General features: G+C 36.1%; 24 protein-coding genes. 4 read left to right on the forward strand and 20 right to left on the reverse strand.

What is annotated here, in order from left to right; genetic code table 11:
• Positions 1-107: 107 nt before the first annotated feature.
• The 6 genes from IGK70_RS07745 to IGK70_RS07770 all read right to left on the reverse strand — a co-directional run bounded on the left by IGK70_RS07745 (position 108) and on the right by IGK70_RS07770 (position 6,286).
• A complete protein-coding gene (locus IGK70_RS07745) occupies positions 108-1,892 on the reverse strand; it encodes an ABC transporter ATP-binding protein (RefSeq protein ID WP_010777673.1) in 1,785 nt (594 codons plus the stop codon).
• On the reverse strand, positions 1,892-3,643 hold the full coding sequence (locus tag IGK70_RS07750; RefSeq protein ID WP_071981458.1) for an ABC transporter ATP-binding protein: 1,752 nt from the start codon (positions 3,641-3,643) through the stop codon (positions 1,892-1,894). Before IGK70_RS07750 ends, IGK70_RS07745 begins: the two co-directional genes overlap by 1 nt.
• A gap of 197 nt (positions 3,644-3,840) precedes the next feature.
• Positions 3,841-4,059: a YneF family protein gene (locus tag IGK70_RS07755; RefSeq protein WP_002357397.1), complete on the reverse strand. Its 219-nt coding sequence runs from the start codon at positions 4,057-4,059 to the stop codon at positions 3,841-3,843.
• A gap of 193 nt (positions 4,060-4,252) precedes the next feature.
• Complete coding sequence (locus IGK70_RS07760) at positions 4,253-5,146, reverse strand: deoxyribonuclease IV (protein WP_071981459.1); 894 nt, start codon at positions 5,144-5,146, stop codon at positions 4,253-4,255.
• Positions 5,147-5,156: 10 nt separating this feature from the next.
• Positions 5,157-5,624: a DUF1801 domain-containing protein gene (locus tag IGK70_RS07765; protein WP_071981460.1), complete on the reverse strand. Its 468-nt coding sequence runs from the start codon at positions 5,622-5,624 to the stop codon at positions 5,157-5,159.
• Positions 5,624-6,286 carry a YdeI/OmpD-associated family protein gene (locus IGK70_RS07770; protein ID WP_002381844.1) on the reverse strand — a complete coding sequence of 221 codons (663 nt, stop codon included), beginning with the start codon at positions 6,284-6,286 and terminating at the stop codon, positions 5,624-5,626. The genes IGK70_RS07765 and IGK70_RS07770 overlap by 1 nt, the downstream gene beginning before the upstream one ends.
• Before the next feature lie 436 nt (positions 6,287-6,722).
• Between IGK70_RS07770 and IGK70_RS07775 the strand changes: the two genes are divergently transcribed.
• On the forward strand, positions 6,723-7,013 hold the full coding sequence (locus tag IGK70_RS07775) for a hypothetical protein (protein ID WP_002393362.1): 291 nt from the start codon (positions 6,723-6,725) through the stop codon (positions 7,011-7,013).
• 255 nt (positions 7,014-7,268) lie between these two features.
• Here the strand turns inward: IGK70_RS07775 and tyrS are convergent, their stop codons facing one another.
• Positions 7,269-8,531: a tyrosine--tRNA ligase gene (tyrS, locus tag IGK70_RS07780; protein WP_071981461.1), complete on the reverse strand. Its 1,263-nt coding sequence runs from the start codon at positions 8,529-8,531 to the stop codon at positions 7,269-7,271.
• Positions 8,532-8,715: 184 nt separating this feature from the next.
• On the opposite strand from tyrS, the gene IGK70_RS07785 reads away from it, so the two are divergent.
• Entirely contained in the window at positions 8,716-11,127 is a 2,412-nt protein-coding gene (locus IGK70_RS07785; protein WP_071981462.1) for a transglycosylase domain-containing protein, read from the forward strand.
• A 185-nt stretch (positions 11,128-11,312) separates the two neighbouring features.
• Here the strand turns inward: IGK70_RS07785 and IGK70_RS07790 are convergent, their stop codons facing one another.
• From IGK70_RS07790 to ccpA, 3 genes are all read right to left on the reverse strand, one after another.
• Entirely contained in the window at positions 11,313-12,413 is a 1,101-nt protein-coding gene (locus tag IGK70_RS07790; RefSeq protein ID WP_071981463.1) for an ABC transporter permease, read from the reverse strand.
• Positions 12,406-13,098, reverse strand: a complete 693-nt coding sequence (locus tag IGK70_RS07795) for an ABC transporter ATP-binding protein (protein ID WP_071981464.1) — start codon at positions 13,096-13,098, stop codon at positions 12,406-12,408. Before IGK70_RS07795 ends, IGK70_RS07790 begins: the two co-directional genes overlap by 8 nt.
• A 206-nt stretch (positions 13,099-13,304) precedes the next feature.
• Positions 13,305-14,306, reverse strand: a complete 1,002-nt coding sequence (gene ccpA, locus IGK70_RS07800; RefSeq protein WP_002357319.1) for a catabolite control protein A — start codon at positions 14,304-14,306, stop codon at positions 13,305-13,307.
• Between the two features lie 214 nt (positions 14,307-14,520).
• On the opposite strand from ccpA, the gene IGK70_RS07805 reads away from it, so the two are divergent.
• Complete coding sequence (locus tag IGK70_RS07805) at positions 14,521-15,624, forward strand: aminopeptidase P family protein (protein WP_071981465.1); 1,104 nt, start codon at positions 14,521-14,523, stop codon at positions 15,622-15,624.
• A 120-nt stretch (positions 15,625-15,744) separates the two neighbouring features.
• Here the strand turns inward: IGK70_RS07805 and IGK70_RS07810 are convergent, their stop codons facing one another.
• The 6 genes from IGK70_RS07810 to hprK form a co-directional block, all read right to left on the reverse strand.
• Positions 15,745-16,332: a YtxH domain-containing protein gene (locus tag IGK70_RS07810; RefSeq protein WP_438775209.1), complete on the reverse strand. Its 588-nt coding sequence runs from the start codon at positions 16,330-16,332 to the stop codon at positions 15,745-15,747.
• 15 nt (positions 16,333-16,347) lie between these two features.
• Positions 16,348-16,779 (reverse strand): DUF948 domain-containing protein, encoded by a 432-nt coding sequence (locus tag IGK70_RS07815; RefSeq protein WP_002357316.1) that lies wholly within the window; start codon positions 16,777-16,779, stop codon positions 16,348-16,350.
• Between the two features lie 177 nt (positions 16,780-16,956).
• The gene (gene galU, locus IGK70_RS07820; RefSeq protein WP_438775210.1) at positions 16,957-17,853 is read right to left on the reverse strand and encodes a UTP--glucose-1-phosphate uridylyltransferase GalU; all 897 of its coding nucleotides are present in this window, start codon (positions 17,851-17,853) and stop codon (positions 16,957-16,959) included.
• A gap of 11 nt (positions 17,854-17,864) precedes the next feature.
• Positions 17,865-18,887 carry an NAD(P)H-dependent glycerol-3-phosphate dehydrogenase gene (locus IGK70_RS07825; RefSeq protein ID WP_002357312.1) on the reverse strand — a complete coding sequence of 341 codons (1,023 nt, stop codon included), beginning with the start codon at positions 18,885-18,887 and terminating at the stop codon, positions 17,865-17,867.
• A gap of 68 nt (positions 18,888-18,955) precedes the next feature.
• Positions 18,956-19,789, reverse strand: coding sequence for a prolipoprotein diacylglyceryl transferase (gene lgt, locus IGK70_RS07830; protein ID WP_002381830.1), 834 nt, complete (start codon positions 19,787-19,789; stop codon positions 18,956-18,958).
• A 17-nt stretch (positions 19,790-19,806) separates the two neighbouring features.
• The gene (gene hprK / locus IGK70_RS07835; protein ID WP_002357309.1) at positions 19,807-20,742 is read right to left on the reverse strand and encodes an HPr(Ser) kinase/phosphatase; all 936 of its coding nucleotides are present in this window, start codon (positions 20,740-20,742) and stop codon (positions 19,807-19,809) included.
• Positions 20,743-20,951: 209 nt separating this feature from the next.
• On the opposite strand from hprK, the gene IGK70_RS07840 reads away from it, so the two are divergent.
• Positions 20,952-21,914, forward strand: coding sequence for a GIY-YIG nuclease family protein (locus tag IGK70_RS07840; protein ID WP_071981466.1), 963 nt, complete (start codon positions 20,952-20,954; stop codon positions 21,912-21,914).
• Between the two features lie 35 nt (positions 21,915-21,949).
• On the opposite strand, the gene IGK70_RS07845 is transcribed toward IGK70_RS07840, so the two are convergent.
• From IGK70_RS07845 to phoU, 4 genes are all read right to left on the reverse strand, one after another.
• Complete coding sequence (locus tag IGK70_RS07845; RefSeq protein ID WP_002357307.1) at positions 21,950-22,306, reverse strand: phage holin family protein; 357 nt, start codon at positions 22,304-22,306, stop codon at positions 21,950-21,952.
• Positions 22,306-22,629 (reverse strand): PspC domain-containing protein, encoded by a 324-nt coding sequence (locus IGK70_RS07850; RefSeq protein ID WP_002357306.1) that lies wholly within the window; start codon positions 22,627-22,629, stop codon positions 22,306-22,308. Before IGK70_RS07850 ends, IGK70_RS07845 begins: the two co-directional genes overlap by 1 nt.
• Positions 22,630-22,703: 74 nt before the next feature.
• Positions 22,704-24,305 (reverse strand): daptomycin-sensing surface protein LiaX, encoded by a 1,602-nt coding sequence (gene liaX, locus IGK70_RS07855; RefSeq protein WP_002360155.1) that lies wholly within the window; start codon positions 24,303-24,305, stop codon positions 22,704-22,706.
• 209 nt (positions 24,306-24,514) lie between these two features.
• Complete coding sequence (gene phoU / locus IGK70_RS07860; RefSeq protein ID WP_002357304.1) at positions 24,515-25,192, reverse strand: phosphate signaling complex protein PhoU; 678 nt, start codon at positions 25,190-25,192, stop codon at positions 24,515-24,517.
• Positions 25,193-25,198: the final 6 nt, after the last annotated feature.

Raw genomic sequence — 25,198 nt, forward strand, 5'->3', positions numbered from 1 at the left:
TTTCTCTTCTTTTTTGCAATTTAAAGAGCTACAAAGACACCTAGAATTAGGAATTTCCTAACACTAAATGCCTTTGTTTGGGTTATTTAACTCTTTCTGTTGTTACGTTAAACTTCCGTACTTTGTAACTGATACATATCCGCATAAAGGCCACCTTCTGCCAGTAACGTTTCGTGCGTTCCTCGTTCTACAATCTGCCCTTTGTCTAAAACTAAAATCAAGTTTGCATCACGAATCGTCGAAAGGCGATGCGCAATCGCAATTGTCGTTCTCCCTTGACGCATTTTGGCTAATCCTTCTTGAATCAATCCTTCTGTTTCTGTATCAATATTAGCAGTTGCTTCATCTAAAACTAAAATTTTGGGATCAGTCACAATCGTTCGTGCAAACGAAATTAATTGACGTTGTCCGCTAGAATAACTCGCTCCTCGTTCAATGACTTTCGCATGATAGGTATTGGGTAACGTGTGAATAAATTTATCCGCCTGAACAAATTCCGCAGCCTGTTTAATTTGTTCATCTGTAATATTGGGATTCAGTAAACGGATATTTCCAGCAATATCTCCATAAAACATGAAAGCGTCCTGTAATACCAAGCCCATCTTTTCCCGTAATTCTGTCATGGGAAAATCACGAATATCACGATCATCAATTAAAATCTGCCCTTCATAAAATTCATAGAAACGCATGAGTACATTAATAATTGAACTTTTACCACTTCCTGTATGACCGACTAAAGCGACGGTTTCCCCGGGATTTGCGACAAAGCTAATATTTTTCAATACTTCATTTTTGCCGTCATAAGAAAAAGTAACATTGCGAAATTCAATTTTCCCGCGAATAATTTCCCCATTCGCACCTACTGATTGTTGCGGCGTTAATTCTTCCGTATCCATAATTTTTAAAATACGGCTACCTGCGACAATCCCATCTGTGAAGATACTTAGGAAGTCCATCATTTGTGTCATCGGATTAAAAAAAGCTTGGACATACGTTACAAAAGCATAAATCATCCCCGCTTCAACAGGAGAATGTAAAGCATCGATGCCAAACATAGTTAAGGCCAATGCAATCGCCAATGTATACAACAAATTAATGATGGGACTTAATAATAATGAATTCATACGAATCATTGCTACTCGTGTTTTTAAATAATCATCATTGGTTTCCTCAAATTCGTTTTCCAAACGCTTTTCTTGGCGAAATTGTTGAATGATTTGCATACCAGAGATGTATTCATTTAGTTTGGTGTTTAATTGACTTAATTTTTCCCGCATACTGCGATATAATTTTGAACTAAATTTTTGGTAATACCAAATTACAACTAATAAAATTGGCAAGAAAATTAGACAATAAAATGAAATTTCTGGACTGAGTTGAAACATTGCAAAAAATGACGAGATTACGGCAAAAATTCCTGTAATCACCATTAAGAATACATACCAGAATTCAAACAATGTTTCTGTGTCATTTGTAACACGAGACACCGTCGAACCCGCTGGTGTTTGATCAAAATAACGCATACCTAAAGTGTGTAATTTTTCAAATAATTTCACTCGTATATATTGATACGTTTTTAAAGAAGCCATCGAATACAAATACCATTGGAAAAACCAAACAATACTTTTGACAATGACACCAAAAAAATAAATAGCAGCAAAAGTTAGAATCACTTGCATTGTAGCAGTTTTAGGCGTTAAATAATTATCCATAAAAACTTGAATGACTCTAGGCAAAAGAATATTGATAATTGATAAGCCAAACGCAAAGAGAATAGCTGTGTAAAACATGCGCCGAAACGGTTTGGCAAAACGAAACAAACGCTGAACAATCGTTAATTGTTCTTTCAACGGTAATTCTCTGGACCATTCGGATTGATACTTTTCTTCCATTAACTCTCATTCCCTTCAATTTTCGCTTCTAATTGCTGTTTTTCCCACATCCGCTGATACCAACCCTTCTGAGCCAGTAACTCCTGATGCGTCCCCCGTTCAATAATTTCCCCTTCATCCAACACTAAGATTTCTTTTGCATGCATGACACTACTTAAACGATGCGCTGTAATAATAGTGGTTTTTTCTTGGCGCGTTTCTTTTAGATTTGATAAAATCGCCTCTTCAGTCTTCGCATCGACTGCAGATAAGGCATCGTCTAAAATTAACAATTCTGGTTCAACAATCAAGGCCCGTGCAATAGAAATCCGTTGTTTTTGTCCTCCAGAAAGCGAAACGCCACGTTCCCCAACCATTGTGTCATAGCCTTCAGGGAATGCTTTAATTTCTTGGTTAATAAATGCTAATGCTGCCGCTTGTTCAACTGCTGCTTGTTCCAAGTCTGGTTTAGCAAAACGAATGTTATCTCGTACCGTCATGGAAAAGAGAAAATGGTCCTGTGGCACGTACCCCATTGCACCCATCAATGCATCTAATGTGTAATTTTTAATGTTATGTTTTCCAAAGAAAATCGTTCCTTGGTATTGGTCATATTCACGCATCAACAATTTCAAAATAGTGGTTTTACCAGCGCCTGTTTTGCCAACAATCCCCAAGGTTTCTCCTTCTTGCAACGAAAATTGGATATTTTCCAAAGCCACCGTCTCTTCTTTTGGATAAGAAAAAGAATCAATCTTCATTGAAATTGTCCCTTGCGCCATTGTTTTGATGGCATCTTTTCGTTCGATAATATGCGTTTTTTCATGTAATAATTCGTTCACACGATCGTAACTAGCATTCCCACGTTCTAACACATTAAATAAGCGCCCAATCGCAAACATTGGCCAAACTAGCATCCCAATATAGGCAATGAAAGAGACCAACTGACCTAAACTAATCGTTCCTTCCATGATGAAACGACCACCAATAATAATTGTCAAAACATAAGAAACACCAATAATCAGCGTAATAAACGGATCAAATAGTGCATCTAAAAAGTTCGTTCGTTTATTTTTGACGATAGCATCATCAATTTTCTCTGTAAAATCAGCAAGATCTTCTTTTTCTTGCCCAAATGTTTTAATGACTTTAATTCCAGTGATACTTTCTTGTGTTTTATCATTAATCGCTGAAAAAGCAGCTTGTGAATCTCGAAAGGCATCATGCAACTTAGAACCTAGAACTCGTGAGGTGACCGCTAATAAAGGCAGCGGTAATAAAGCAATTAATGTTAAGCGCCAATCGACAAATAGAACCATTGCGATAATCGTTGTTCCTCCCGTAATCACAGAGTCAGCAAATGTTAAAATCCCAGCTCCAGCCACATTTTGGATGGCATTTAAATCATTGGTTGCATGCGCCATCAAGTCACCTGTCCGATATTTCTGATAAAAGATGCTATCCATTTTTGTGAAATGATGAAATAATTGAGTCCGTAGCTCTTTTTCCAAACGAGCGGCACTCCCCCAAATATGCATCCGCCAAATATATCGAAAAAGATATTGGGCAAGCCCAGCACCAATCAAGAGTGCAACCCACACGATAATTTTCGTTAAGCGAATTTCTTTGTTAACGATTTCATCTACAACGACGCCAATAACTTTGGGCGGGACTAATTGAACAAGAGCGACCATCATTAATGAGAAAACCCCAATAATATAACTTTTTTTCTCTTGCTTAAAAAACCAGCCTAATTTTTTGAATATGGACATTCAGTTGTCCCTCCTTTTACTTTGTTGTTCTACGAAGACTACTTTCGAGCTAGAAGGTTTCTTCGTTATTGTTGTTTTTGATTAAACGTTTCGCTCTTTTCCTCCTAGATTATCCTATTCTCCCGCAAAACAACAAAAAAACGGACTGAAAATCAGCCCGTTTTTACACTTATTCATGATTACCTGAATAACCTTTACTATTTTCCTTGGTTTTTCATTTGTTGCATCATTTGTCTAACCTTTTTCTCTGACGGTTTTTGACCCATTGATGCCATCATCATGCGTAACATATCCTCATTAACGGGAGGATTTTTTTTGAAATAATCTTGCATATATTTGCGTGCAAGGAAAAAGCCCCCTGCAGCGCCTACTAATAAAGCGATTACTGCGATTAATACTACCCAACCTGTTGCCATTGAAACTCTCTCCTCTCCGTATAGTTTTGCTCTCAATGAATTATTTTACTAGAAATAGCAAAAAAAGAAAAGTTCTTTTTGCGGGATTTCTCTTAAATAATGAAAAAAGTCTGATTTTTTTGCAAAATAGTGATTAAAAGTCAAAAATATACGCTCTTAAATGTCAATAGGACCTTTAAGAGCGATTGTTGCTTTAGTTTTGTCCTTGAATTTTTTCTAATAATTCTGGATCAAATGTTTGATTTTTTAACATCGCAATTTCAAAGCCGTAAGGGGCCTTTTTATTTTTTTTGTCTTCTCCGACATAAGGTGTTTCTAAAATTTTTGGTAAAGCAGCTAATTTTTCATGGTGAACCACACCGTTTAAAGCTTCAAAACCAATAGTGCCAAAGCCAATATTGGCATGACGATCTTTATGTGAGCCCATAGGATTTTTAGAATCATTCACATGAATAACTTTTAAACGATCCAATCCGATAATTTTATCAAATTCAACTAATACGCCATCAAAATCATCTTTTACATTATAACCTGCATCATTAATGTGGCAAGTATCCAGAGTGACAGAAAGTTTATCATTTAGCGTAACTCCGTCAATAATCGCAGCTAGTTCATCAAACGTACGGCCAATTTCGGTTCCTTTACCAGCCATTGTTTCTAAAGCGATTTGAGGGATTTGCTCTTTCCACAAGACTTCGTTTAGACCTTTAACAATTTGTTTGATGCCGGCTTCTGGACCTGCACCAACATGCGCACCTGGATGTAACGTGATTTGCGTTGCTCCCAACGCTTGTGCTCGCTCAATTTCTTGATGCAAAAAGTCTACGGCAAAACCGAAATTTTCCGTTTTAATTGTATTACCTAAATTAATAATATACGGGGCATGAACGACGATATTACTTAAATTGTGTTCCTTCATAAAAGCATGCCCAGCTTCAATATTCATTTCTTCAATCGGTTTCCGGCGCGTGTTTTGTGGCGCACCTGTATAAATCATAAAGGTTGTTGAGCCATAACTAGCCGCTTCCTCGGCAGAGCCTAATAGCATTTTCTTGCCACTCATACTAACGTGTGATCCTAATAACATGTGGTTCCTCCTAATAATTCTTCTTTTTCTTTTGGTAGTGTTGATACTGTTGCAGCCATTCTTCAAGCGTGATTTTTGTTACTAATTCGCCAATTAGTTCATAGGGTATTCGCTTAGGATTAGTGAAGCGAAGACAACTTTTCCCCATGTTTAGCTTTGTTGACACTTGTTCCTGATAGGCTTCTTGAAACCAACTTCGGACGGCTTCATTTCCCATTAATCCCATGTGATATAAAGCTACTTGCCTTTTAGTAGCGCCTAAGCTGATAAATGGTAACGGTTCATCACCACGGTTGAGATAGCCTTCTGGAAATACTGAAAGCGGCACAACAAAGGTTGGCATGCCATATTGCATCTTTAATTCAAATCCTGCTGGCAAATTTTTCGAAACGACATCTAATACTTGCTGATAAGCAATTCGCCAGTTTGGTTCAACTGTTTCGATGTATGCTGTAACTGTTTCAATTGACTGCCCCATTATTTCTTCCTTTGCTGATAAAGGGCTTTGGTTTTATAGCCTTCTTTTAAAATGGCTAACATCTCAGTTTGCCGCTTTTTCCGTGTCTCCGCTCGCTTTGCACTAAATACATACCGCGCCCACTCTTTTTGATAACCAGGCGTTAATGCAGCGAATGTCGCTGCAGCAGCTGGTTCTGTTTGTACCAACGCTTCAATTTCTGGTAAATATTGAACATAATCCCCAACAGCAGAACTGGTCTGATTCTTCGCTGGCTTTTTAAGAACATTCTTCATGCCGACAACCGTAAAAGTCTCATCTAAACTAACCATGCGATTAAATTTTAAGGTTGATCCTTTAATATACCCATCTGCCTCGTTTACTTGTAATGTTGGAAAAATTTCATCTCGGTGGACAAAGGTTGGATACATTTTATTGCCTTTTTTCGGATAAGCCACATATAACAACCCATTTTCTACTAAATGTTGACCTTCAATCACCATTGAAACAATCTCTTGAAATTCCGCCATCGTTTTCACAAATGCAAAAATCAGCTCAACTGGTTCTGAGGGTAATTGCTGCGCGGCTGAAGCAAATTCAGATAGATACTCTGCCTGTGGTCTATTTAAAATAACTGGGTGCTGATACTTCGTTAAGTTTAACTTTTCGACAATTGATTTCATAACCTACTCCTTATAGCGACTGCACTTTTTATTCTAGCATAGCACAAGTTATCTGTAATTGAATATGCCCAATAGTAAAAAAGAGTTTTTTGTAACATTTGTCCTTTTGATTTTCAGCTTTTTATTTCAATACTATCTTGACAAAGGACTTTTCTTACAGTCCTCCTTATTGTTGATACAACAATACCCACCCATTACTTTTCTAATATAGTCTATAACAAATTTGAATTTTTATTGTAGACTTTTGTGAACATTGATATACTATCTTTATCGTCTATATGCTTTAACCAATACTTTTCCTTAATGAATCACCATAGAGAGGAATAATAGTCTAACTTTATTAGTGATTAACACTTTGGACATTCACAAAAAGCTTGAAGCAATAAATATATTAGCAATAATAATTTTACTGGAAAGGTGGTGAAATAGAGTGGGAATGTTTACAAAAGGACAAAAAAGTGCTGCAGAATCTATTTATCAAAAAGAAATAAAAAAATTTTTAAAACCTAAAGATGGTTTAACTCATCTAGTTATGGTAAATAGTTTTAGTAAATGGATTAATCAAAATTTTGGCTGTGAGGACAAATACACTACGCAAATTGATGAAATAATATCTTCTATGCAGTTAGATGGTTATGAAATTGTTGATATAAAAATTGATTCACTACAAAATCAAGGTCTGTCAGGATCTATGGAAGGTTTCCATACAGTAATATTATACAAGTAAGGATTGGCTATCTGTAGTGAGACTTAAAAATTAGACAGAATACCGACCAGAGAAACTTGGTCGGTATTTTTATATAATAAACCGTTCAAGATAATGTTGGTGACTATTGATTCTAGTACTATAAGCAAAACTTTATAAAAAGACTTGCTTACATTAAGGTAAACAAGTCTTCCTAAAGCAAAATATTAAGCTAGTATTAACTGTTAACTATTATTTTTAATTTATAAACCGTATAAGATTGAAGTTCACAGTGTTTTAGTATTTTAACAAGAAATATTTTTTCTTCCCGCGACGAATCACAGTAAATTGTCCTTCGATTTTATCAGTTTCTGTCAATTCAGCTGCTAAATCTTGTTTACGTTCTCCATTGACGTAAATCGCTCCATTTTGAACATCTTCACGGGCTTGACGTTTGGATGGTTCTATTTTTGAGGTAACTAATAAATCGACTAAACTTAATTGATCCTCTGGTTGCACCTCGTACGTTGGTACATCTTTAAAGCCTTGTTTAATTTCTTCTGCTGTTAAGCTTTGGATATCCCCGCTGAATAACACTTCTGAAATTTTAACCGCTTGATGATAGGCTGCTTCACCGTGGACTAAAGTAGTCACTTCTTTGGCTAACGCTTTTTGCGCAGCACGTTGACCTGGATTCGCTGTAAATTCTTCTTCAATTGTTGCAATTTCATCCAATGTTAAGAAAGTAAAGTATTTCAAGAATTTCACGACATCACGATCATCTGTGTTAATCCAGAATTGATAAAATTCATATGGCGAAGTTTTTTCCGCATCTAGCCAAACTGCGTTTCCTTCTGTTTTACCAAATTTGGTACCATCTGCTTTTGTAATTAAAGGCATGGTTAAGCCGAATCCTTGAACTTCTTGTTCTCGGCGTAATAATTCAATCCCTGAAGTAATGTTCCCCCATTGATCACTGCCGCCTAATTGCAATAAACAGCCTTCTGTTTCGTACAATTTCAAGAAATCATACGCTTGTAATAATTGATACGCAAATTCAGTATAAGAAATTCCTGTTTCGATTCGGCGTTTCACGCTTTCTTTACTCATCATATAGTTAATTGTAAAGTTTTTTCCAACATCACGTAAGAAATCAATTAATGAAAGCTCTCCAAGCCAATCATAGTTATTTGCTAGAATCGCTGGATTTTTTTCATCTTCAAAATCGATAAAACGTGACAACTGGCCCTTAATACTTTCAGACCAAGCTTTCACTGTATCAAGTGTGTTTAAACTACGTTCTGCATCTTTGAATGATGGATCACCAATCATGCCTGTTCCGCCACCAACTAAAGCAATGGGCACATGACCATTTTGTTGGAAACGACGTAACATGAGAATTGGCAGTAGATGCCCGATGTGTAAACTGTCTGCCGTTGGATCAAAGCCGATATATAATTTAACAGATTCTTCATTTAATTGTTTTTGTAAGGCTTCTTCATCTGTGACTTGGTAGACCAACCCACGGGCTTTTAATTCTTCAAAAAAAGCTGAATTCATGATTTTCCTCCTATAGTAAAACATAATAATAGATCAAATTCCCCTATTCATAGTAACCGATTCTGTCACACTTGAAAAGTCAAAAAATGAGATTTACCTATTTTCTCTTAAGTTTTTTCAACAAAAAATGGCAATTGGTGTAGAAACTATTCATAGAAGCTTTTTTTTGCTATAATAACACAGAATGTATCATTTTATTGAGGTGAAGCTTTTGAAAAATAATTCAAGTAACAATAAGCAAAAACCAACGACCTCTTCTGGCGGCAATGTCTTTTTACTTATTTTAAATGTCATTATTCGCGTTTTTCAGTCATTAGTGGTTTTTGGGGTTATTCTGATTGTCTTAGGTGGCTCTCTTGGCTTAGGTATCGGAATGGGCTATTTTGCTTTTCTAGTTGAAGATACACAGCCCCCAACGAAGGAAGAATTGCAAAAAGAAATCAGTGATATTACCGAAGTGTCAAAAATGACTTACGCAGACGGTACCCCGATTGCTAACATCAAATCAGATTTAATTCGGACACGAATTAATGGCGATCAAATGTCTCCATTGCTAAAAAAAGCCATTATTTCAACAGAAGATGAATATTTTGAAGAACATCATGGGGTAGTACCAAAAGCGCTAGTTCGAGCGTTGATTTCTGATGCGACAGGTATCGGCGGTTCTTCTGGTGGTTCAACATTGACTCAGCAATTAGTCAAGCAACAGATTTTAACTGATGAAACGACCTTTAAACGGAAAGCCAACGAAATTTTATTAGCTTTACGTATTGAAAAATACTTTTCTAAGGACGAAATCGTGACAACTTATCTAAATGTCTCCCCTTTTGGTCGTAATAACAAAGGTGAAAATATTGCAGGCGTGGAAGAAGCAGCCAAAGGACTCTTTGGTAAAAGTGCCAAGGACTTGAATCTTCCTCAAGCGGCCTTTATCGCAGGACTTCCCCAAAGTCCCATTGTTTACACGCCCTATACTAACACTGGTGCCTTGAAAGACGATTTGTCTTTAGGAATGAAGAGAAAAGATTTTGTTCTTTTCAGTATGTACCGAGAAAAAGCTATTTCGCAAAAGGAATATGAAGAAGCCAAAGCTTACGACTTGAAAAAAGACTTTTTACCAACTGAACAGGCCAATGTCAATACAGAAGGCTATCTATACTATACGGTGTTAGATAAAGCAGTTGAGATTGTCATGGATTTAGATATGAAAAAAGCTAAAGTTAATCGTGATGATTTAGATCAAGTTGGTTTAGATCAATATGAAGAACAAGCACGTCGCGAAATCCAGTCGCAAGGCTATACAATCCAATCGACCATTGATCAGAATATTTACAACACGATGCAAACCGCTGTCGCAAATTATGGTTATTTGCTTGATGATGGAACTGCAGATGTCAATGGGAATACAATGATTGAAACTGGGAATATTTTAATGGATAACGCTACTGGTCGTATCCTCGGTTTTATCGGCGGCAGAAACTTCGATATTAATCAAAACAACCATGCCTTTAATGCCGATCGTCAAGTTGGTTCTACGATTAAACCAATTTCTGTCTATGGTCCTGCAATTGATCAAGGAATCATTGGTTCTGAAAGTCGTTTGGCCAACTACACGACTACTTATTCAGATGGTACTCCTTTTGCTAACTCAACAACTGTGGATTTAAATCAATTTGTAACCGTTCGAAATGCGTTAAACTGGTCTTTTAACATCCCTGTGTATCATGTAAATGAAGAATTGAAAAAGAAAAAAGGTGATGATAATTTTTCTTACAATCACTACTTAAGTAAAATGAACTATCCAGCTTCAGATGCTTGGGCTTACGAATCTGCGCCATTGGGTCCAGTAGAAACAAATGTTGTAACTCAAACAAACGGTTTCCAAGCACTTGCTAACAAAGGCAAATATCAAAAAGCCTACATTATTGAAAAAATTACAGACAATAGCGGACATGTGGTCTACGAACACAAAGATGAAGGAACGCAAGTTTATTCACCGGCGACCGCTTCTATTATGAATGACTTGTTACGTTCAGTGGTGGATTCTGCGAATACAACAAAATTCAAACCAACGTTAGCTGGCTTGAATCCTCATTTAGCTAGTGCTGATTGGGTCGGAAAAACTGGGACAACTGATGACTATAAAGATTCATGGCTGATTGTCTCTACCCCAACTGTGACACTAAGTTCTTGGGCAGGACATGATCTACCAGCGCCAATGACGATGACCAGCGGCGACAATAATGGGAATTATATGGCGAACTTAGCCAACGCGCTGTACTATGCGAATCCAGAATTGTTTGGCATTGGTCAAAAATTTGAATTAGACCCAAGTGTTATTAAATCAAAAGTTTCTGAATTTACTGGTGAAAAACCTGGCTCAATTACCTATAATGGTGCCAAGTTCAATACACCTGGCAAAACAACGACTTCATACTATGCCAAAGATGGTGCACCACAAAGTACCTATAAATTTGGAATCGGTGGAACAGACAGCAATTACGCTTCTTACTGGGGAAATCTTGCTCCACGTGCCACTACAAATAATAACAACAACAATAACAATAAAAACAACGATAATAAAAAGAACAACTAAAGAATTTGATAAGTTAAGCTTGTAACCAAAATTATGTAAAAAAGTAGAGACGTAATCCATCAATTGATGAATTACGTCTCTACTTTTATTGTTTCTCTTATTCGTTACCATCGATACTAGCTCGAGCTATTCAAAAATAGCTCCTACATTTAATGAAATAATATGCAGCAATCAACCTATTTTAACTAAAATAATCCCTTTCTGTTTCTCAAAACAATAGCAGATACTATTAAACTTATTAATACATAGACAACTATCATCTTTAAAGAAAAATCAAATGTGAGATCTATCTCATCCATCGGCTCATACCCATTTCCTCCATTAATAATTTTAGGAAAATTCATATAAGCTGTAAAGAAAAATTTATTGGAAATCAGGCTAACTCCTGAAGATAATACCACACCAACAATTAGCAAGCTATGAACAATCAAATTTCCAGTAAACAGCGAAAGCAAGAAACTGAATACTGTCAATGCTAATAACAGCATACCAAACATAATTAGGCTTCTCAACAAATAGTTAGAAAGAGAAATGATTGTAACACTTTGTCCCTTTTCAATAATCGCGACTGGATAATCAGGGTTTCCCAGACCATTTTTGAAAAATGCACTGATTACAGAAAGAAAGATTGACAGATAAGAAACCAATCCGACTGTAAACAAAATACTACTTATTTTAATAGAATATTTTTCCCATAGTTTTAAGGGAAGGCCGTTCCATAAAGAAACAGTATTTTTTCTTTTTTCTAAAGTTGCGAGCGCTATAATCATTAAACTAGGGATAATTAATAATAATGTATATGGAAAATCCATCGATAAAAGAAAACCTAGGTAATTCAAAGCAGGCATTTTAGCAACTTCAGAAGAATCCACTTGTTTGATCCTGTTTTCAGATAAATATTGCAATTCTTTGACTCTTTTTTGTTGCTCAATAATTGGTATACTGTACAACGTTCCTTTTAACATTGCGTTTAAATTACTTTCTTCCAATTTTTTCTCAGCTTCTAATAAAGCCCATTCATCACCAATTTTGATGGCATTAATTGCTTTCCTTAATTGCTCACTTTCATCTTCTATCTCATTTAAAGTTTCTTTTACTGCAGGTTCATTTTTCATTTTTTCTTTCGCTTGTTCGTTATTTTTGATTCGGTTTTCATATTGCATTTCTTTAAAAGAAAGTTGTTGGGGTTGAGCTAGCAACGGATAAATTAACATTAAAATAAAGGCTACAAACACAAACCACAGACTCTTCTCTTTCAATATTTTTATCGTTTCTATCTTAAGCATTTCTCTCTTCTCCTCTTAAATATAAGTTATCATATTGTTCACGTAAAGAAAGGTTACGTTGATCGTTCTCAACCAGCTTTTTATTTTTCATAAATAAAATACGTGTACATGTGTGTTCAACATTATACAAATCATGAGAAGATAAAATAACTATTTTATCTTTAGAAACTATTTCTTTTAAGCACATTATGAATAAACTAACACTAGTAGGATCCAAGTCATTAAAAGGTTCGTCTAACAAAAGTATTGTTGCATCACTTGCTAGGTACATCGCTAATAATACATGTTGTTTCATTCCGAGAGATAATTTTTTTATTGTTCTATTTTGGTATTCTTTCATCTTTAATTGTTCAAAAATATGTTCTATATCGCTATTACTTTTCCAAGCGGTTTTAATATATTCAAGATGTTCTTTCGGCGTCAAATAATCATATAAATTTTTACTACTTTCAAGAAAAAATAGTTCTTTTAAATACGTTGCACCTCTACTATTGTAATCAATCTTATTTAAACTAATATTTCCATTTTTTCTAGGGATTAAACCAGATATAGCTTTAAATAACGTGGTTTTTCCAGTTCCATTAGGAGCAACTAAGCCAATTATTTCACCAAATTCAGCTTGCATAGATAAATTTTCTATAATTGTTCTATTACCATACTCGACAGTTAATTCTTTTACCTTCACAAAAACACCTCTTTTTTTAATCTAAAGATACCATGCGCAATGTTTTACCGACCTGTTTTCTAATCAATTTAATCTTATTTTAATTTTTAACCTTACTGTGTATTAATAGCAGAATGCAAGGAAGTAATTCATTAAAAAAAGCACAAGAAGAAATCATTTTCATGATTTCTTCTTGTACTTTTTTGCATTTCTAATAGAATTTTCTCTTATTTTGTTGAACCTTTTTGATCAATTCCATAAGGTAAAACAACTGTTTTTTCTTCAATTTCTTCTTTGTTCATTAGTTTTGTTAATAAACGCATTGACACGGCACCGATATCATATAAAGGTTGTGTAATACTTGATAGACGTGGACGAGAGACTTCTGTAAGCAATGAGTTATTGCTTGTAATGATTTCAAATTCTTCTGGAACTTTCACACCAGCATCTAGCATCCCATCTAATAAACCAATCGCTAGCTCATCATCTGTAACAAAGGCAGCAGTTGCCCCACTATTACGGACACGCTCAGCCAAATTAATCCCTGCTTTAAATTTATATTCAGATTCAAAAACTAAGCCTTCATTATAAGACAAGCCATTTTCCGCTAAGGCTTCTTTGTAGCCTTTCATTCGGTTTTGACCATTAATTGGATCGATTAATGCACCACTAACAAAAGCAATTTTTTTGTTCCCATTTTTCGCTAGAGTCGCTGTTGCATCTTTCGTTGCTTCTGTGTAATCAATATTAACGCTACCAACTTGTTCGTCTGGATCAATTGAACCTGCTAAGACAACAGGTGTTTTTGAACGTGAAAATTCACCACGAATATCATCTGTAATGCGATGACCCATAAAGATAATCCCATCTACTTGCTTGGCAAGTAAATTGTTTAATACAGTAACTTCTTTTTGATCGTCTCCATCTGAATTAGCTAAAATGATATTATATTTATACATTGTAGCCACGTCGTCAATGCCACGTGCTAATGAAGCAAAAAATGCATTACTAACATCTGGAATAATGACACCCACTGTTGTCGTTTTTTTACTTGCTAAACCACGTGCGACTGCGTTAGGACGGTAATCTAAGCGATCAATCACTTCTAAGACTTTTTTACGCGTTGCTGGTTTTACATTGGGATTACCATTGACAACACGAGAAACAGTAGCCATAGATACATTTGCCTCTCTAGCAACATCATAAATTGTAATTGTTTGTTTTTCCATGTTTCTTCTCCTATAAATATGAATTTGTTCTCATTTTCTGAAAACACTGTTTACATTTCTTTCCTAGCCTAGAATATCAAAATTCTTCTATTTTTGCAACCGTTTTATCGTTTTTTCATGAAAATTTACTTTCCATTTCAAAAGGAACTTTTTGTCATTTCATGTTATGATAGTACTGTGATTCACTTCAGAATAAAAGAAAGAAGGATGTTTTATGAATCAAGAAAAAATTGCCGATTTGAAAAATTGGATGCACCAAGAAAAGATTGACTTCACTTATATTAGTGATCCTGGTCATATCGCTTACTTTTCCGGTTACGAAAGCGAACCTCATGAACGCGTGTTAGCTTTGTTTATCGCTGCGGACGACCAATCATTTTTATTTACACCTGCATTAGAAGTCGAAGATGCCGAAAATAGTAGTTGGACTTATCCCGTTTATGGTTATTTAGATAGCGAAAATCCTTGGGAAAAAATTGCGGCTTTATTAAATAAACGAACACAAGGCACACCACGCTTTGCTTTAGAAAAACAAGCTCTTTCTTTAGCTCGTTTTGATCAATTGAAAACCTATTTCCCAGCTAGCGATTTTTCGCATGATGTTACGCCTTTAATTGAAAAACTTCAATTAATTAAAACAGAACCTGAAATTCAACGTTTACTAGAAGCTGGTAGTTGGGCGGATGTCGCTTTTGAGATTGGCTTCAAAGCAATTCAAGCAGGCGTTGCGGAACAAGAAATTGTTGCAGAAATCGAGTATCAATTAAAACGTCAAGGTATTCGCTCAATGAGTTTTGATACGTTAGTCTTAACAGGAAAAAACGGAGCTAGTCCTCACGGGGTACCTGGCGAAACAAAAATTGAGCCTCATGACTTAGTGCTATTTGATTTAGGTGTCGTTCATAATGGCTATTGTAGTGATGCTACACGAACAGTCAGCTACTTGGAACCTTCTGATTTCCAAAAAGAAATTTATGGAATTGTCTTAGAAGCACAATTAGCAGCAACTGAAGCGGTGAAACCTGGTGTTACAGCAGGCGAATTAGATGATATTGCCCGAGGTGTAATCACAAAAGCTGGTTATGGTGAATACTTTAACCATCGCTTAGGCCATGGCATTGGAACCACTGTTCATGAATTCCCATCGCTGGTTCATGGCAATGATTTAGTCATTGAAGAAGGTATGTGTTTCTCTATTGAGCCCGGTATTTACATTCCTGGAAAAGTAGGCGTTCGTATTGAAGATTGTTTACACGTAACAAAAACAGGCTCCGAACCATTCACTAAGACAACTAAAGAATTGCAAATTATTCAATAGCATAAAAATAAAATGAGGCTATCAGTCAACTGGACTGATGGCCTCATTTCTAAATTTTAAGGTAAGCCGCTGAACAAAAGCAACACGATAGGTTGCTAACTTTCATGAGCTAAACGCTTATTACCCTTTAAATTCTTTTTTTACGTCTTTCGCTGCATCTTTAACATCTTCTTTTGCTTCTGCAGCTTTTTCAGGAACATCTTTGGTGGTTTCTTTTGCTTCAACGACACCAGCAGAAACAGTTTCTTTGGCCACTGCCGCAGAATCTTTAACGTCAATATAGATATCTTCTGCTGCATCTTCGGCAATTTCACCTAAATCTTCCGCGTGATCTTGAGCATCGTCAGCTGCTTTTTTAAATTGATCAGATAAATCACCTGTTTGTTTTTTAAAGTTATCAAGCATATCGCCAGAAACACCTTGTGCTTTATCCAATGAATCTTTTGTTTTTTCTTTGACAGAACCTGCCAAATCAGAGGCTTGATCTGATAAAACGCCGGCTTTTTGTTTTGCGATTTCTGTTAATTCTGTTCCTTTTTGAACAGCATAATCTGTGTAATCTTGCGCTTTGTTTTTTAAATCATCTGTTTGATTTGATAAATCATCACGTAATTCTTTACCTGATTTTGGTGCAAGTAATAATGCGGCAACGGCTGCTGCTGTTCCACCAATTACTGCTCCTAAGAAAAATCCGCCTTTTTTAGCCATAAAAATCTCCTCCAATTAGTTATTTGTTTTTTTATTTTTTGAACGCATTGCTCTAAAAGCAGAACCGCCTACTTTACTCACTAAACCAGCTTTCGCTGTGCCTTTCCCTACGGTTCCTACCTTCGTAATCAAATGTTTACTTGAGGTGTTCAATTCAGAGACACTTTCGCTTAAATCAGCAACGGCCGTAAACAACGGATCAATCGTTGCCACTTTTTGATTCACATCTGTTAATAGTTCATTGCTTTTAACAAGCAAGCCTTCCACTTGGCGACTCAATACATTCACATCGCTAGTCACGACTTTGATTGTTGTATTTGTTTCATCAATTGTATCTTCAATTTTTGAAACAACTTGAGAAACTTTATATAACACTAGTACTAAAAAGATGACTAAAACAACAAATGCTACCGCTGCAATTAAGGCAGCAATTTCCCCACCTGACATATCATTACTCCCCTCTGAAATTTTATTTATAATCTTAGGATAACACCAACTTATATTTTTCACAACTCATAAAGCTAAGAATGACAATTTATTTTATAAAATTCTCATGCCCTTTTCTTTAAGAAAATAAGCGTAAAATTTCCTTCTAACGAATTGAAATTTTACGCTTATTTTTATTTATTTTTCTTTTGGTTGCTCTTTTTTCGCTAATTGAGCACCTAAATTAATAATGTATTCTCGTAAATTATCTTTTACTTCTGGATGAGTCAACCCATATTCAATGCTTGTTTTCATAAACCCAAATTTATCGCCAACGTCGTAACGTTCTCCTTTAAACTCACGAGCAAAAACGCGTTGTGTTTTATTTAAAGTGTCAATCGCATCTGTTAACTGAATTTCGTTACTAGCGCCTGGTTTTTGATTTTCAAGTACATCAAAAATTTCAGGGGTTAATAAATAACGGCCGATAATCGCTAAATCACTTGGTGCTTCCTCAGGTTTTGGTTTTTCAACAAAGTTCTCGACATTGTATAGTCCTTTTTCGATTTCTTTTTCTGGATTGATAATACCATATTTTGAAGTATCTTCATGGGGTACTTTCATTACCGCAATTGTCGAAGCATGTGTTTGTTCGTAATCATCCATTAATTGTTTCGTTAATGGCACTTTATCTTCCATTAAATCGTCGCCTAACATCACGACAAAAGGTTCATTGCCAACAAATGCTTTCGCTTGTAAAACAGCGTGTCCTAAGCCTTTCGGATGGGATTGACGAATAAAATGTAAATTAACATCCGTTGTTTCTTCGACTAATTTCAATAAATCGGTTTTATTTTTTTCTTTTAAATTATTTTCTAATTCAACATTTGAATCGAAATGATCTTCAATCGGACGTTTGGCTTTGCCTGTCACAATTAAAATATCTTCGATTCCTGAAGCTAGTGCTTCTTCTACAATAAATTGAATCGTTGGTTTATCAACAATCGGTAACATTTCTTTTGCCATCGCTTTAGTAGCCGGCAAGAAACGTGTTCCTAACCCAGCTGCTGGAATAACTGCCTTTTTAACTTTCATCTTTTTTCCTCCTAAAAATCAAGTGTAAATTCGTTTTCGGTTTTGCCATCACGCAACATGATTTCTTTTGCTGCTTGTTGTACATCTTCGTCATTGTACAAGACATTGTAGATTGTTTCTGTGATTGGCATTTCGACTTCTAGTTGTTGTGCCAATTCATAGGCTGCTTTAGTTGTTGAAACACCTTCTACAATCATGCCCATGTTTTCTAAGACTTCATCTAACTTATGACCTTTTCCTAATAAATTACCCGCACGCCAATTTCGAGAATGGACACTTGTACAAGTAACAATTAAATCCCCAACACCACTTAAACCAATAAATGTTAATGGGTTTGCTCCCATCGCAACCCCTAAACGACTAATTTCTGCTAAACCACGAGTCATAATTGCCGCTTTGGCATTATCACCAAAGCCTAAGCCATGAATCGCTCCGGCGCCCAAAGCAATAATATTTTTTAAGGCCGCCCCTGTTTCTACACCAATCACATCATCATTCGTATATATTCTAAAGTAATCATTCATAAACAACTCTTGCACATACACAGCGTCTGCTAAATTTTCGCTTGCTGCTGTAATGGTTGTGATGTCATGAACAGCGACTTCTTCTGCATGGCTTGGACCAGATAAAACCACAATCCCTTGCCGTTTTTCTGCTGGAATCTCTTCCGCTATTACTTCTGAAATTCGCTTATGTGTACCTTGCTCGAGCCCTTTACTTGCATGAATAATAATTGGTTTTGTTTTTAAATGTTGGGCCACTTCTTGTGCTACTGAACGAATGGCTTTAGTTGGTACCACAAACAGTACCGCATCAACATCTACTAAAGCAGTGGCTAAATCAGTGGTTGCCTGAATTGAAGTAGGTAAGATTAATTCTGGTAAATAATGTTTGTTGGTATGTTTTGTATTTATTTCATCGATTTGCTCTGGTTTATTTCCCCAAATACAGACCTCGTGTCCATTTTCGGCTAATACTTGAGCTAAAGCTGTCCCCCAGGAACCTGGTCCTAAAACAGCGACTTTTTGTTTCATCGGTGAAACTCTCCTTTCGCTAAACAACGTTGCTTCTCTAGTTTACCATATTCTTCGATCAAGTTGGATTAAGAAGTTGTTATTTTTTTCTTTTGTTTCTCCCGATTGTAAAATTTCAAATTGGGATTCCTTCTACGAACAATCACAATAACAATTGCTGCCACGAACATCACTAAAGACAACAATTGTGAGACACGAATATTACTAAACGCATACAAACTGTCCATCCGTAACCCTTCGATGAAGAAGCGGCCGAAAGAATACCATATTATATAACCTAAAAAGACTTCGCCTTCTTTTAAAAAGTGTGGCTTTTTGCGTAATAACACTAAAACGATAAAGCCTAAAACATTCCAGACAGATTCATATAAAAATGTTGGTTGATGATACGTTCCGTTGATATTCATGTTATCAATGATAAACGTTGGTAAATGGAGATTTTCTAAAAATTGTCTGGTGGTCGCTGGCCCATAGGCTTCATGATTCATAAAGTTGCCCCAGCGACCAATTGCTTGCGCTAAAATCACACTTGGTGCGGCAATATCTAAAAAAGTCCATGTAGAAATGAAACGATGACGCGTAAAGAAAAACAGCGCCAGTCCCCCACCAATAAGACCACCATAAATCGCTAAGCCACCATTTCGAGTAAAGAAAATTTCAATCGGATTGTCTACATAATCTTGCCATTGAAAAGCGACGTAATACAAGCGCGCGCCAACAATTGCTGCAGGTAATCCCCAGAGCATAAAGTCAAAGACATCATCTTCTTTTAAACCAACACGAACGGCTTCACGACTACTTAGCCAAACAGCTAAAGCAATCCCTGAAACAATAATAATTGCATACCAATAGACGGGAATACCGAAAAGGCGAAATGCAATTGAATTTACTTGAGCTAACATCATCACATCTTCTCCTTCTATTCTCCTGAATTTTCTTCAATCAAACGGGTTAAGCGCTCTTCGAACGTTTTTGTTGCATCATAGCCCATTGTCTTCGCGCGGAAATTCATTGCTGCCACTTCAATGATAATGGCCACATTTCGGCCGGTCTTAACAGGAATACGAATCTGAGGGACATCAACGTTAGCTATTTCAACCATTGCATCATCACTACCGAGGCGATCATATTTCTTGTCTTTTTCCCATGCCTCTAAATAAACAACCAGTTGAACTTGCATAAAGCCACGGACCGCACTAGCTCCAAACAGGTTCATGACGTCAATAATCCCGATACCACGAATTTCAATTAAATGCTGCAAAATTTTTGGTGGCTCTCCAACCACGGTTAATTCATCTTGCTGATAAACATCGACGCGATCGTCTGCGATTAGCCGATGTCCACGTTTAATAAGCTCTAAAGCTGTTTCACTTTTACCAATACCGCTATCTCCTTGAATCAAAACACCAAGTCCATAAACATCAACTAAAACCCCATGGACACTTGTCCGAACAGCTAAACGGCCATCTAAATAACTGGATAGTTCCCCTAGTAAACGGGAAGTTGAAATCGGTGAACGTAGCACAGAAACCCCATTTTCTTTTGCTGCTGTAATTAATTCTTCGGGGATTTCTAGTCCTCTGGATACTATAAAGGCTGGAGTATCTTTCGCACATAAACGGCGCATCACTAATAAACGCTCTTCAGGCATCATTCGTTCTGCAAAGGTAATTTCTTTGCTCCCAAATAATTGTAAACGGTCATGGGAATAATAATTAAAATACCCAGTTAATTCTAAACCTGGCCGGGAAATTTCACCAGTTTTAATTGTTCTATTTAAGCTTTCTTCATCTCCGTATACTACTTCTAAAGAAAGATTTTCTACCAGTTGATAAATCTTTACCACTTCTGTCATATCGAATGTCAGTCCTTTCTGCTACTTGTTATATTTTATCATTTAAAAATACAAGTTTCTAGCTATTCACTAGATAATTCCTAGAATTATCATATTTTAAAAAAATGAAACTATTTTTCAGTGAAATTACCTATGCTATTTCTGTTACTTGACTATTTCAGAAAACTTTGTATACTTGAAGCCGATCCTTTTAAGAAAAGAGGAAACTTATGAAAGAATATTTAAAGGAAAAAGCCCATCAATTACCGTTAACACCGGGTGTTTATTTAATGAAAGACGCAACCGACACAATTATTTATGTGGGTAAAGCCAAAAAATTAAAAAATCGCGTGTCGAGCTATTTTATTAATAGTAATCAACATTCTCGAAAGACGATGCGTTTAGTCAAACAAATTATAGACTTCGATGTTCTCCATACTGACACAGAATTGGATGCACTCCTCCTAGAATGTCAACTGATTCAACAGTATCGGCCGCGCTACAATCGCCAAATGAATGCTTATGAACAATATTCTTATGTATCGGTAGCCGTTAATGAGCGGCAATTAGAGATTAAACTCTTAAATATTCCCACTAAAGAGAACTGTTTTGGTCCTTATTCGATTCGCCGAAAATTAAACCGTTTAAAAATAATTTTGGATAATATCTACGATTTCGTCCCAACCAACTACTGGCATCAAACCTTTCAAAAAGAGAGTGCCATTCCGACCGAACTATTTCAACAAGAATTGTTCGACTTTTTCCATAATCAAGGACGAGAACCAATCAAACGAATTGCTCAACAAATGCAAGAGGCTGCTGAAAAACAAGCCTTCGAAAAAGCGGCAAAACTCAAGGAAGATTGGCTCTTTCTGACGCGCTTTGCAAACCAAAATCAACGAATTAGTCAAGCTAACCAACGAGATTGGCAACTGATGTGGTTACCTTGTCAGAAAAAAATCAAATACTATTTAATTTACCAAGGCTTGGTGGTAGCAACACGTGTTGTAACTAAACAAACGTTTCAAAAATATTCACCGCTTGAACTAGCAAAAAAAATCATGCCCAAAAAACCACCGAAAACAATTGAGCATTACTCGAAGCAACAAGTTGATTTTTTAAACATTTTATATGGCTATATCAGCCGCCATCCAGAATGTCACCTAGAAAATTTAACCATCGAAAAAGCCTGAAGAACGCATTTTATGCTGCGCTCTTCAGGCTTTTTTTATTCATATTTCGATAAATTGTGATCCGTAACGATCGTATTGACAATTGACATAATTACAGCCATTAGCACCGCTGCCCAAAAACTTGAGAAGCCAAAGTTCATTTCCCCCACAAAAAACGAGGTCATTTGTAAAATCGCTGCATTGACAACAAAGCTAAATAGACCAAACGTTAATAAAGTAAATGGGAGCGACAAGATTGTTAAGACTGGTTTCACCAACATATTTAGGATTGAGAGAACAAAGGCGGCAATAATTGCAGGCATTATGCCTCTCACATGAATCATGCCAGGAAAAACAACTGATAAAGAAATGAATGTCAGTGTATTAACAACCAATCGCTGAAAATATGTCATTAAAAGTCACTCCATTCGTCATCATCAATTTTTTCCGCTTCTTTACGTTGCTTTTTATTGGCAGCATAAGGATTTTCATTGCGAACATTTCTATTATAAGGATTTTGATGGCCGTAGCCGCGATCGCTTCCTGTTCTTCCAGAAGGGATCAAGACTGCTAAGGCAATGTATAAGAGAATGCCTGGAAATCCTGCTGAGAAAAAGCTGAGCAAGACATAAACGACACGAATAATTGTTGGGTCAATTCCTAGCCAATCAGCAATCCCAGCTAAGCTTCCTGTTAAAACCACGTTATTCGGAGATTTTGTTAGTTTTCTTTTCATATGTTTTCACCTCGTCTACTAAATTTTACACTAGAAAGGCTGATTCGTCAGCCCATCTAGCTTAAAATTATTAATTATTTATCCGTATCTTTTAGGAAAATACTTCCCGTTGTTGTAGAAGCATTAATTTGAGCCATTGATTCTTCCAGTACACGTCTAAAATGTAATTGTTGATTGCCGCGATCTTTCTTTTCACGAACAACTTCAATATCTGTTAAACGGCTGTTAATACTACCTAAATTCGTTTTCACTTGCCCTTCAACGCCTAAGTCATTTGGCAAGGCCAACTTGATATTCCCATTTGCAGAGCTTGCTTCAACACGGCGAAGCGTTTTTTCTTTAGCTGTAATGCGGATATCTCCATTAATCAGAGAGACACTTAGACTTTCTGGTGCCGCGGAAATAGACACATCACCATTGACTGTTTCAATAATGTTATCTAAAATCGTTCCTTCTAGGACTTTAATTTCACCATTCACGCCTTCAATTTCTAACATAGTTGCATCAATTTTTTTAAACGTAATCGTCCCATTCGTTGATTTTGTGTAAACATCTTTCGCTGTTAACTCTTCTACTAAGACATTTCCGTTTAATAATTTAACAGATACATGATCGTAAGTGCGTTTTGGTAAATAGAACGTTAAATCTGCTTTCACCCGTTTGTTTGGCACTTGGAAAGAAATTGTTTCATCATCCACATCAATGTCACTTCGTTCTAAGAAAGCTTCCATTGGTGAATCTCCTGCCATTTTACCATATAATTTGATTTTTGCTTCGACTTTCACATCTTCTTGATCCCAAGTTTTGAAAACCACGGTACCATTTGCTACCTTGACATCAATTAAACTTGCTTGTGGATTTGGATAGTTAAATTCATGTTCAAACTTAGTTGTTGCCACACCAGGAACTTTCATTTTAATGTCTTTCCATTCCACATTATCATTCATGGTATCACTGAAAGAATTAAATGTTTTTTTCAAGAATTCTCCCACTTGGCCGCCAACTTCGGCAACTTTGCCGCCGACTTGGTTAAAGGTGTCTGTGGCTTGATCTTTCCACTCTTCAGAGAATTGAGAAGAAACTTTTTCTTTTGTATCATTCCATTGACCTTTCCATTGTTCTTTGCGAATGTTTTTTAGTTCTTCTTCCAGTGCTGTTTTTTCAGTACTTTGAGTCGCTAATTTTTCTTCTAGTTGTGCAAGTAAAACGTGCAAGTCTTTTCGTTGAACTTGTTCATCTTCTGTTAATGCATCTAACTCTTCTTTTGTATCTAATGTTCCAATTTCTTCTGCGACTTCTTTAATTTCTTCTTTGATGCCGGCAATTTCTGCGTTGACTTCGTCCAATTCAGCCGAAGCGCGATTGGCTTTTGTTGCTAACTCATCAAGAATTCTTTCTAAGTTTTCACGATCTTTTTCTGCACTGTCCTGTGTATTTTCTTCAAACGAATCAACAGTAGGTCCTTCTGATTCGCCTTTTTCTAATGCATCCATTAAATCTGCGACTTGATCTTCTTTATTTGTTGTTCCAATATTTTGTGTATCGACTTTTTCAGCAGCTTTTTCGATTTGTTTTTCATCTTTTTCAGTTGCCATATTTTCTAATAAAATTAACGCTTCTTCTGACGTTAGAATACCTTTTTTCACTAATTCTAATACGCGTTCTCTTTCTTTCATGGATATTGCCTCCTTAGCAAATTTTTCACTCAATAGTGTTTTCCTTACATGCATTATTATGCCTTGTTTTTGATCATTTGTCATAGGACTTAAGAACGATTTCTTCTCATTAGTAAGGACTAGTTTTATAAAATCAGTTCATTTTACGTTAAAAAAACTAGGAATTGGTCTAAAAAAGGCCGTCTCCTAGTTTTTTTTATTTGTTTATCTTAAAATTGTTCGTCACGATTACTATTCAATTCGGTAATTTTACCAGTTGCCAAGTAAACAATCCACTCACAAATATTTGTGACATAGTCGCCAATTCTTTCCAAGTATTGTGCCACATGTAGATAATCAGTTCCGCTAATGACCGTTTCTGGATTAGCTTTCATTGCTTCTACGGCATGTTTGTAAATACTATCGAAATATTCATTAGTACGATCATCCATTTGTGCAATCATTCGTGCATCTTTTTGATCCGTTTTAACATAGGCGATTAAAACATTATCCACCATTTTTTTCACATAATCAGACATATCTGAAATTTCTTTTTCAATTTCAGGAATACGTGTTTCTCCTTTTAAGCGAATCGTTGATTTAGCAATTGAAACGGCATGGTCCGCCATTCTTTCTAAATCCGAACTAGCTTTCATAACAGTGATAATCATACGTAAGTCTGTTGTAACTGGTTGTTGTAACGCAATCATTTCAAAACTCTTTTTCTCAAGTTTGACTTCCATATCATTGATTTCAATATCGCGATCAATCACTTCTTGAGCTAATTTTTTATCATGATTAATATATGCCTTCACGGATTTATGGACGGCACTACTAACCATCATACCCATTTCATAAAATTGATTGTGCAGATTCAATAGTTCTTCTTCAAATTGTGTCCGTAACATTCTTTT

It is taken from the genome of Enterococcus sp. DIV0358, from assembly GCF_051713465.1.
Taxonomy (GTDB): Bacteria; Bacillota; Bacilli; order Lactobacillales; family Enterococcaceae; genus Enterococcus; species Enterococcus faecalis.

Coding starts and splice junctions, on each gene's coding strand:
- IGK70_RS07745 (WP_010777673.1), bottom strand. CDS start 1,892: ATGGAAGAAAAGTATCAATCCGAATGGTCCAGAGAATTACCGTTGAAA.
- IGK70_RS07750 (WP_071981458.1), bottom strand. CDS start 3,643: ATGTCCATATTCAAAAAATTAGGCTGGTTTTTTAAGCAAGAGAAAAAA.
- IGK70_RS07755 (WP_002357397.1), bottom strand. CDS start 4,059: ATGGCAACAGGTTGGGTAGTATTAATCGCAGTAATCGCTTTATTAGTA.
- IGK70_RS07760 (WP_071981459.1), bottom strand. CDS start 5,146: ATGTTATTAGGATCACACGTTAGTATGAGTGGCAAGAAAATGCTATTA.
- IGK70_RS07765 (WP_071981460.1), bottom strand. CDS start 5,624: ATGGGGCAGTCAATTGAAACAGTTACAGCATACATCGAAACAGTTGAA.
- IGK70_RS07770 (WP_002381844.1), bottom strand. CDS start 6,286: ATGAAATCAATTGTCGAAAAGTTAAACTTAACGAAGTATCAGCACCCA.
- IGK70_RS07775 (WP_002393362.1), top strand. CDS start 6,723: ATGTTTACAAAAGGACAAAAAAGTGCTGCAGAATCTATTTATCAAAAA.
- tyrS (WP_071981461.1), bottom strand. CDS start 8,531: ATGAATTCAGCTTTTTTTGAAGAATTAAAAGCCCGTGGGTTGGTCTAC.
- IGK70_RS07785 (WP_071981462.1), top strand. CDS start 8,716: ATGTATCATTTTATTGAGGTGAAGCTTTTGAAAAATAATTCAAGTAAC.
- IGK70_RS07790 (WP_071981463.1), bottom strand. CDS start 12,413: ATGCTTAAGATAGAAACGATAAAAATATTGAAAGAGAAGAGTCTGTGG.
- ccpA (WP_002357319.1), bottom strand. CDS start 14,306: ATGGAAAAACAAACAATTACAATTTATGATGTTGCTAGAGAGGCAAAT.
- IGK70_RS07805 (WP_071981465.1), top strand. CDS start 14,521: ATGAATCAAGAAAAAATTGCCGATTTGAAAAATTGGATGCACCAAGAA.
- IGK70_RS07810 (WP_438775209.1), bottom strand. CDS start 16,332: ATGGCTAAAAAAGGCGGATTTTTCTTAGGAGCAGTAATTGGTGGAACA.
- IGK70_RS07815 (WP_002357316.1), bottom strand. CDS start 16,779: ATGTCAGGTGGGGAAATTGCTGCCTTAATTGCAGCGGTAGCATTTGTT.
- galU (WP_438775210.1), bottom strand. CDS start 17,853: ATGAAAGTTAAAAAGGCAGTTATTCCAGCAGCTGGGTTAGGAACACGT.
- IGK70_RS07825 (WP_002357312.1), bottom strand. CDS start 18,887: ATGAAACAAAAAGTCGCTGTTTTAGGACCAGGTTCCTGGGGGACAGCT.
- lgt (WP_002381830.1), bottom strand. CDS start 19,789: ATGTTAGCTCAAGTAAATTCAATTGCATTTCGCCTTTTCGGTATTCCC.
- hprK (WP_002357309.1), bottom strand. CDS start 20,742: ATGACAGAAGTGGTAAAGATTTATCAACTGGTAGAAAATCTTTCTTTA.
- IGK70_RS07840 (WP_071981466.1), top strand. CDS start 20,952: ATGAAAGAATATTTAAAGGAAAAAGCCCATCAATTACCGTTAACACCG.
- IGK70_RS07845 (WP_002357307.1), bottom strand. CDS start 22,306: ATGACATATTTTCAGCGATTGGTTGTTAATACACTGACATTCATTTCT.
- IGK70_RS07850 (WP_002357306.1), bottom strand. CDS start 22,629: ATGAAAAGAAAACTAACAAAATCTCCGAATAACGTGGTTTTAACAGGA.
- liaX (WP_002360155.1), bottom strand. CDS start 24,305: ATGAAAGAAAGAGAACGCGTATTAGAATTAGTGAAAAAAGGTATTCTA.
- phoU (WP_002357304.1), bottom strand. CDS start 25,192: ATGTTACGGACACAATTTGAAGAAGAACTATTGAATCTGCACAATCAA.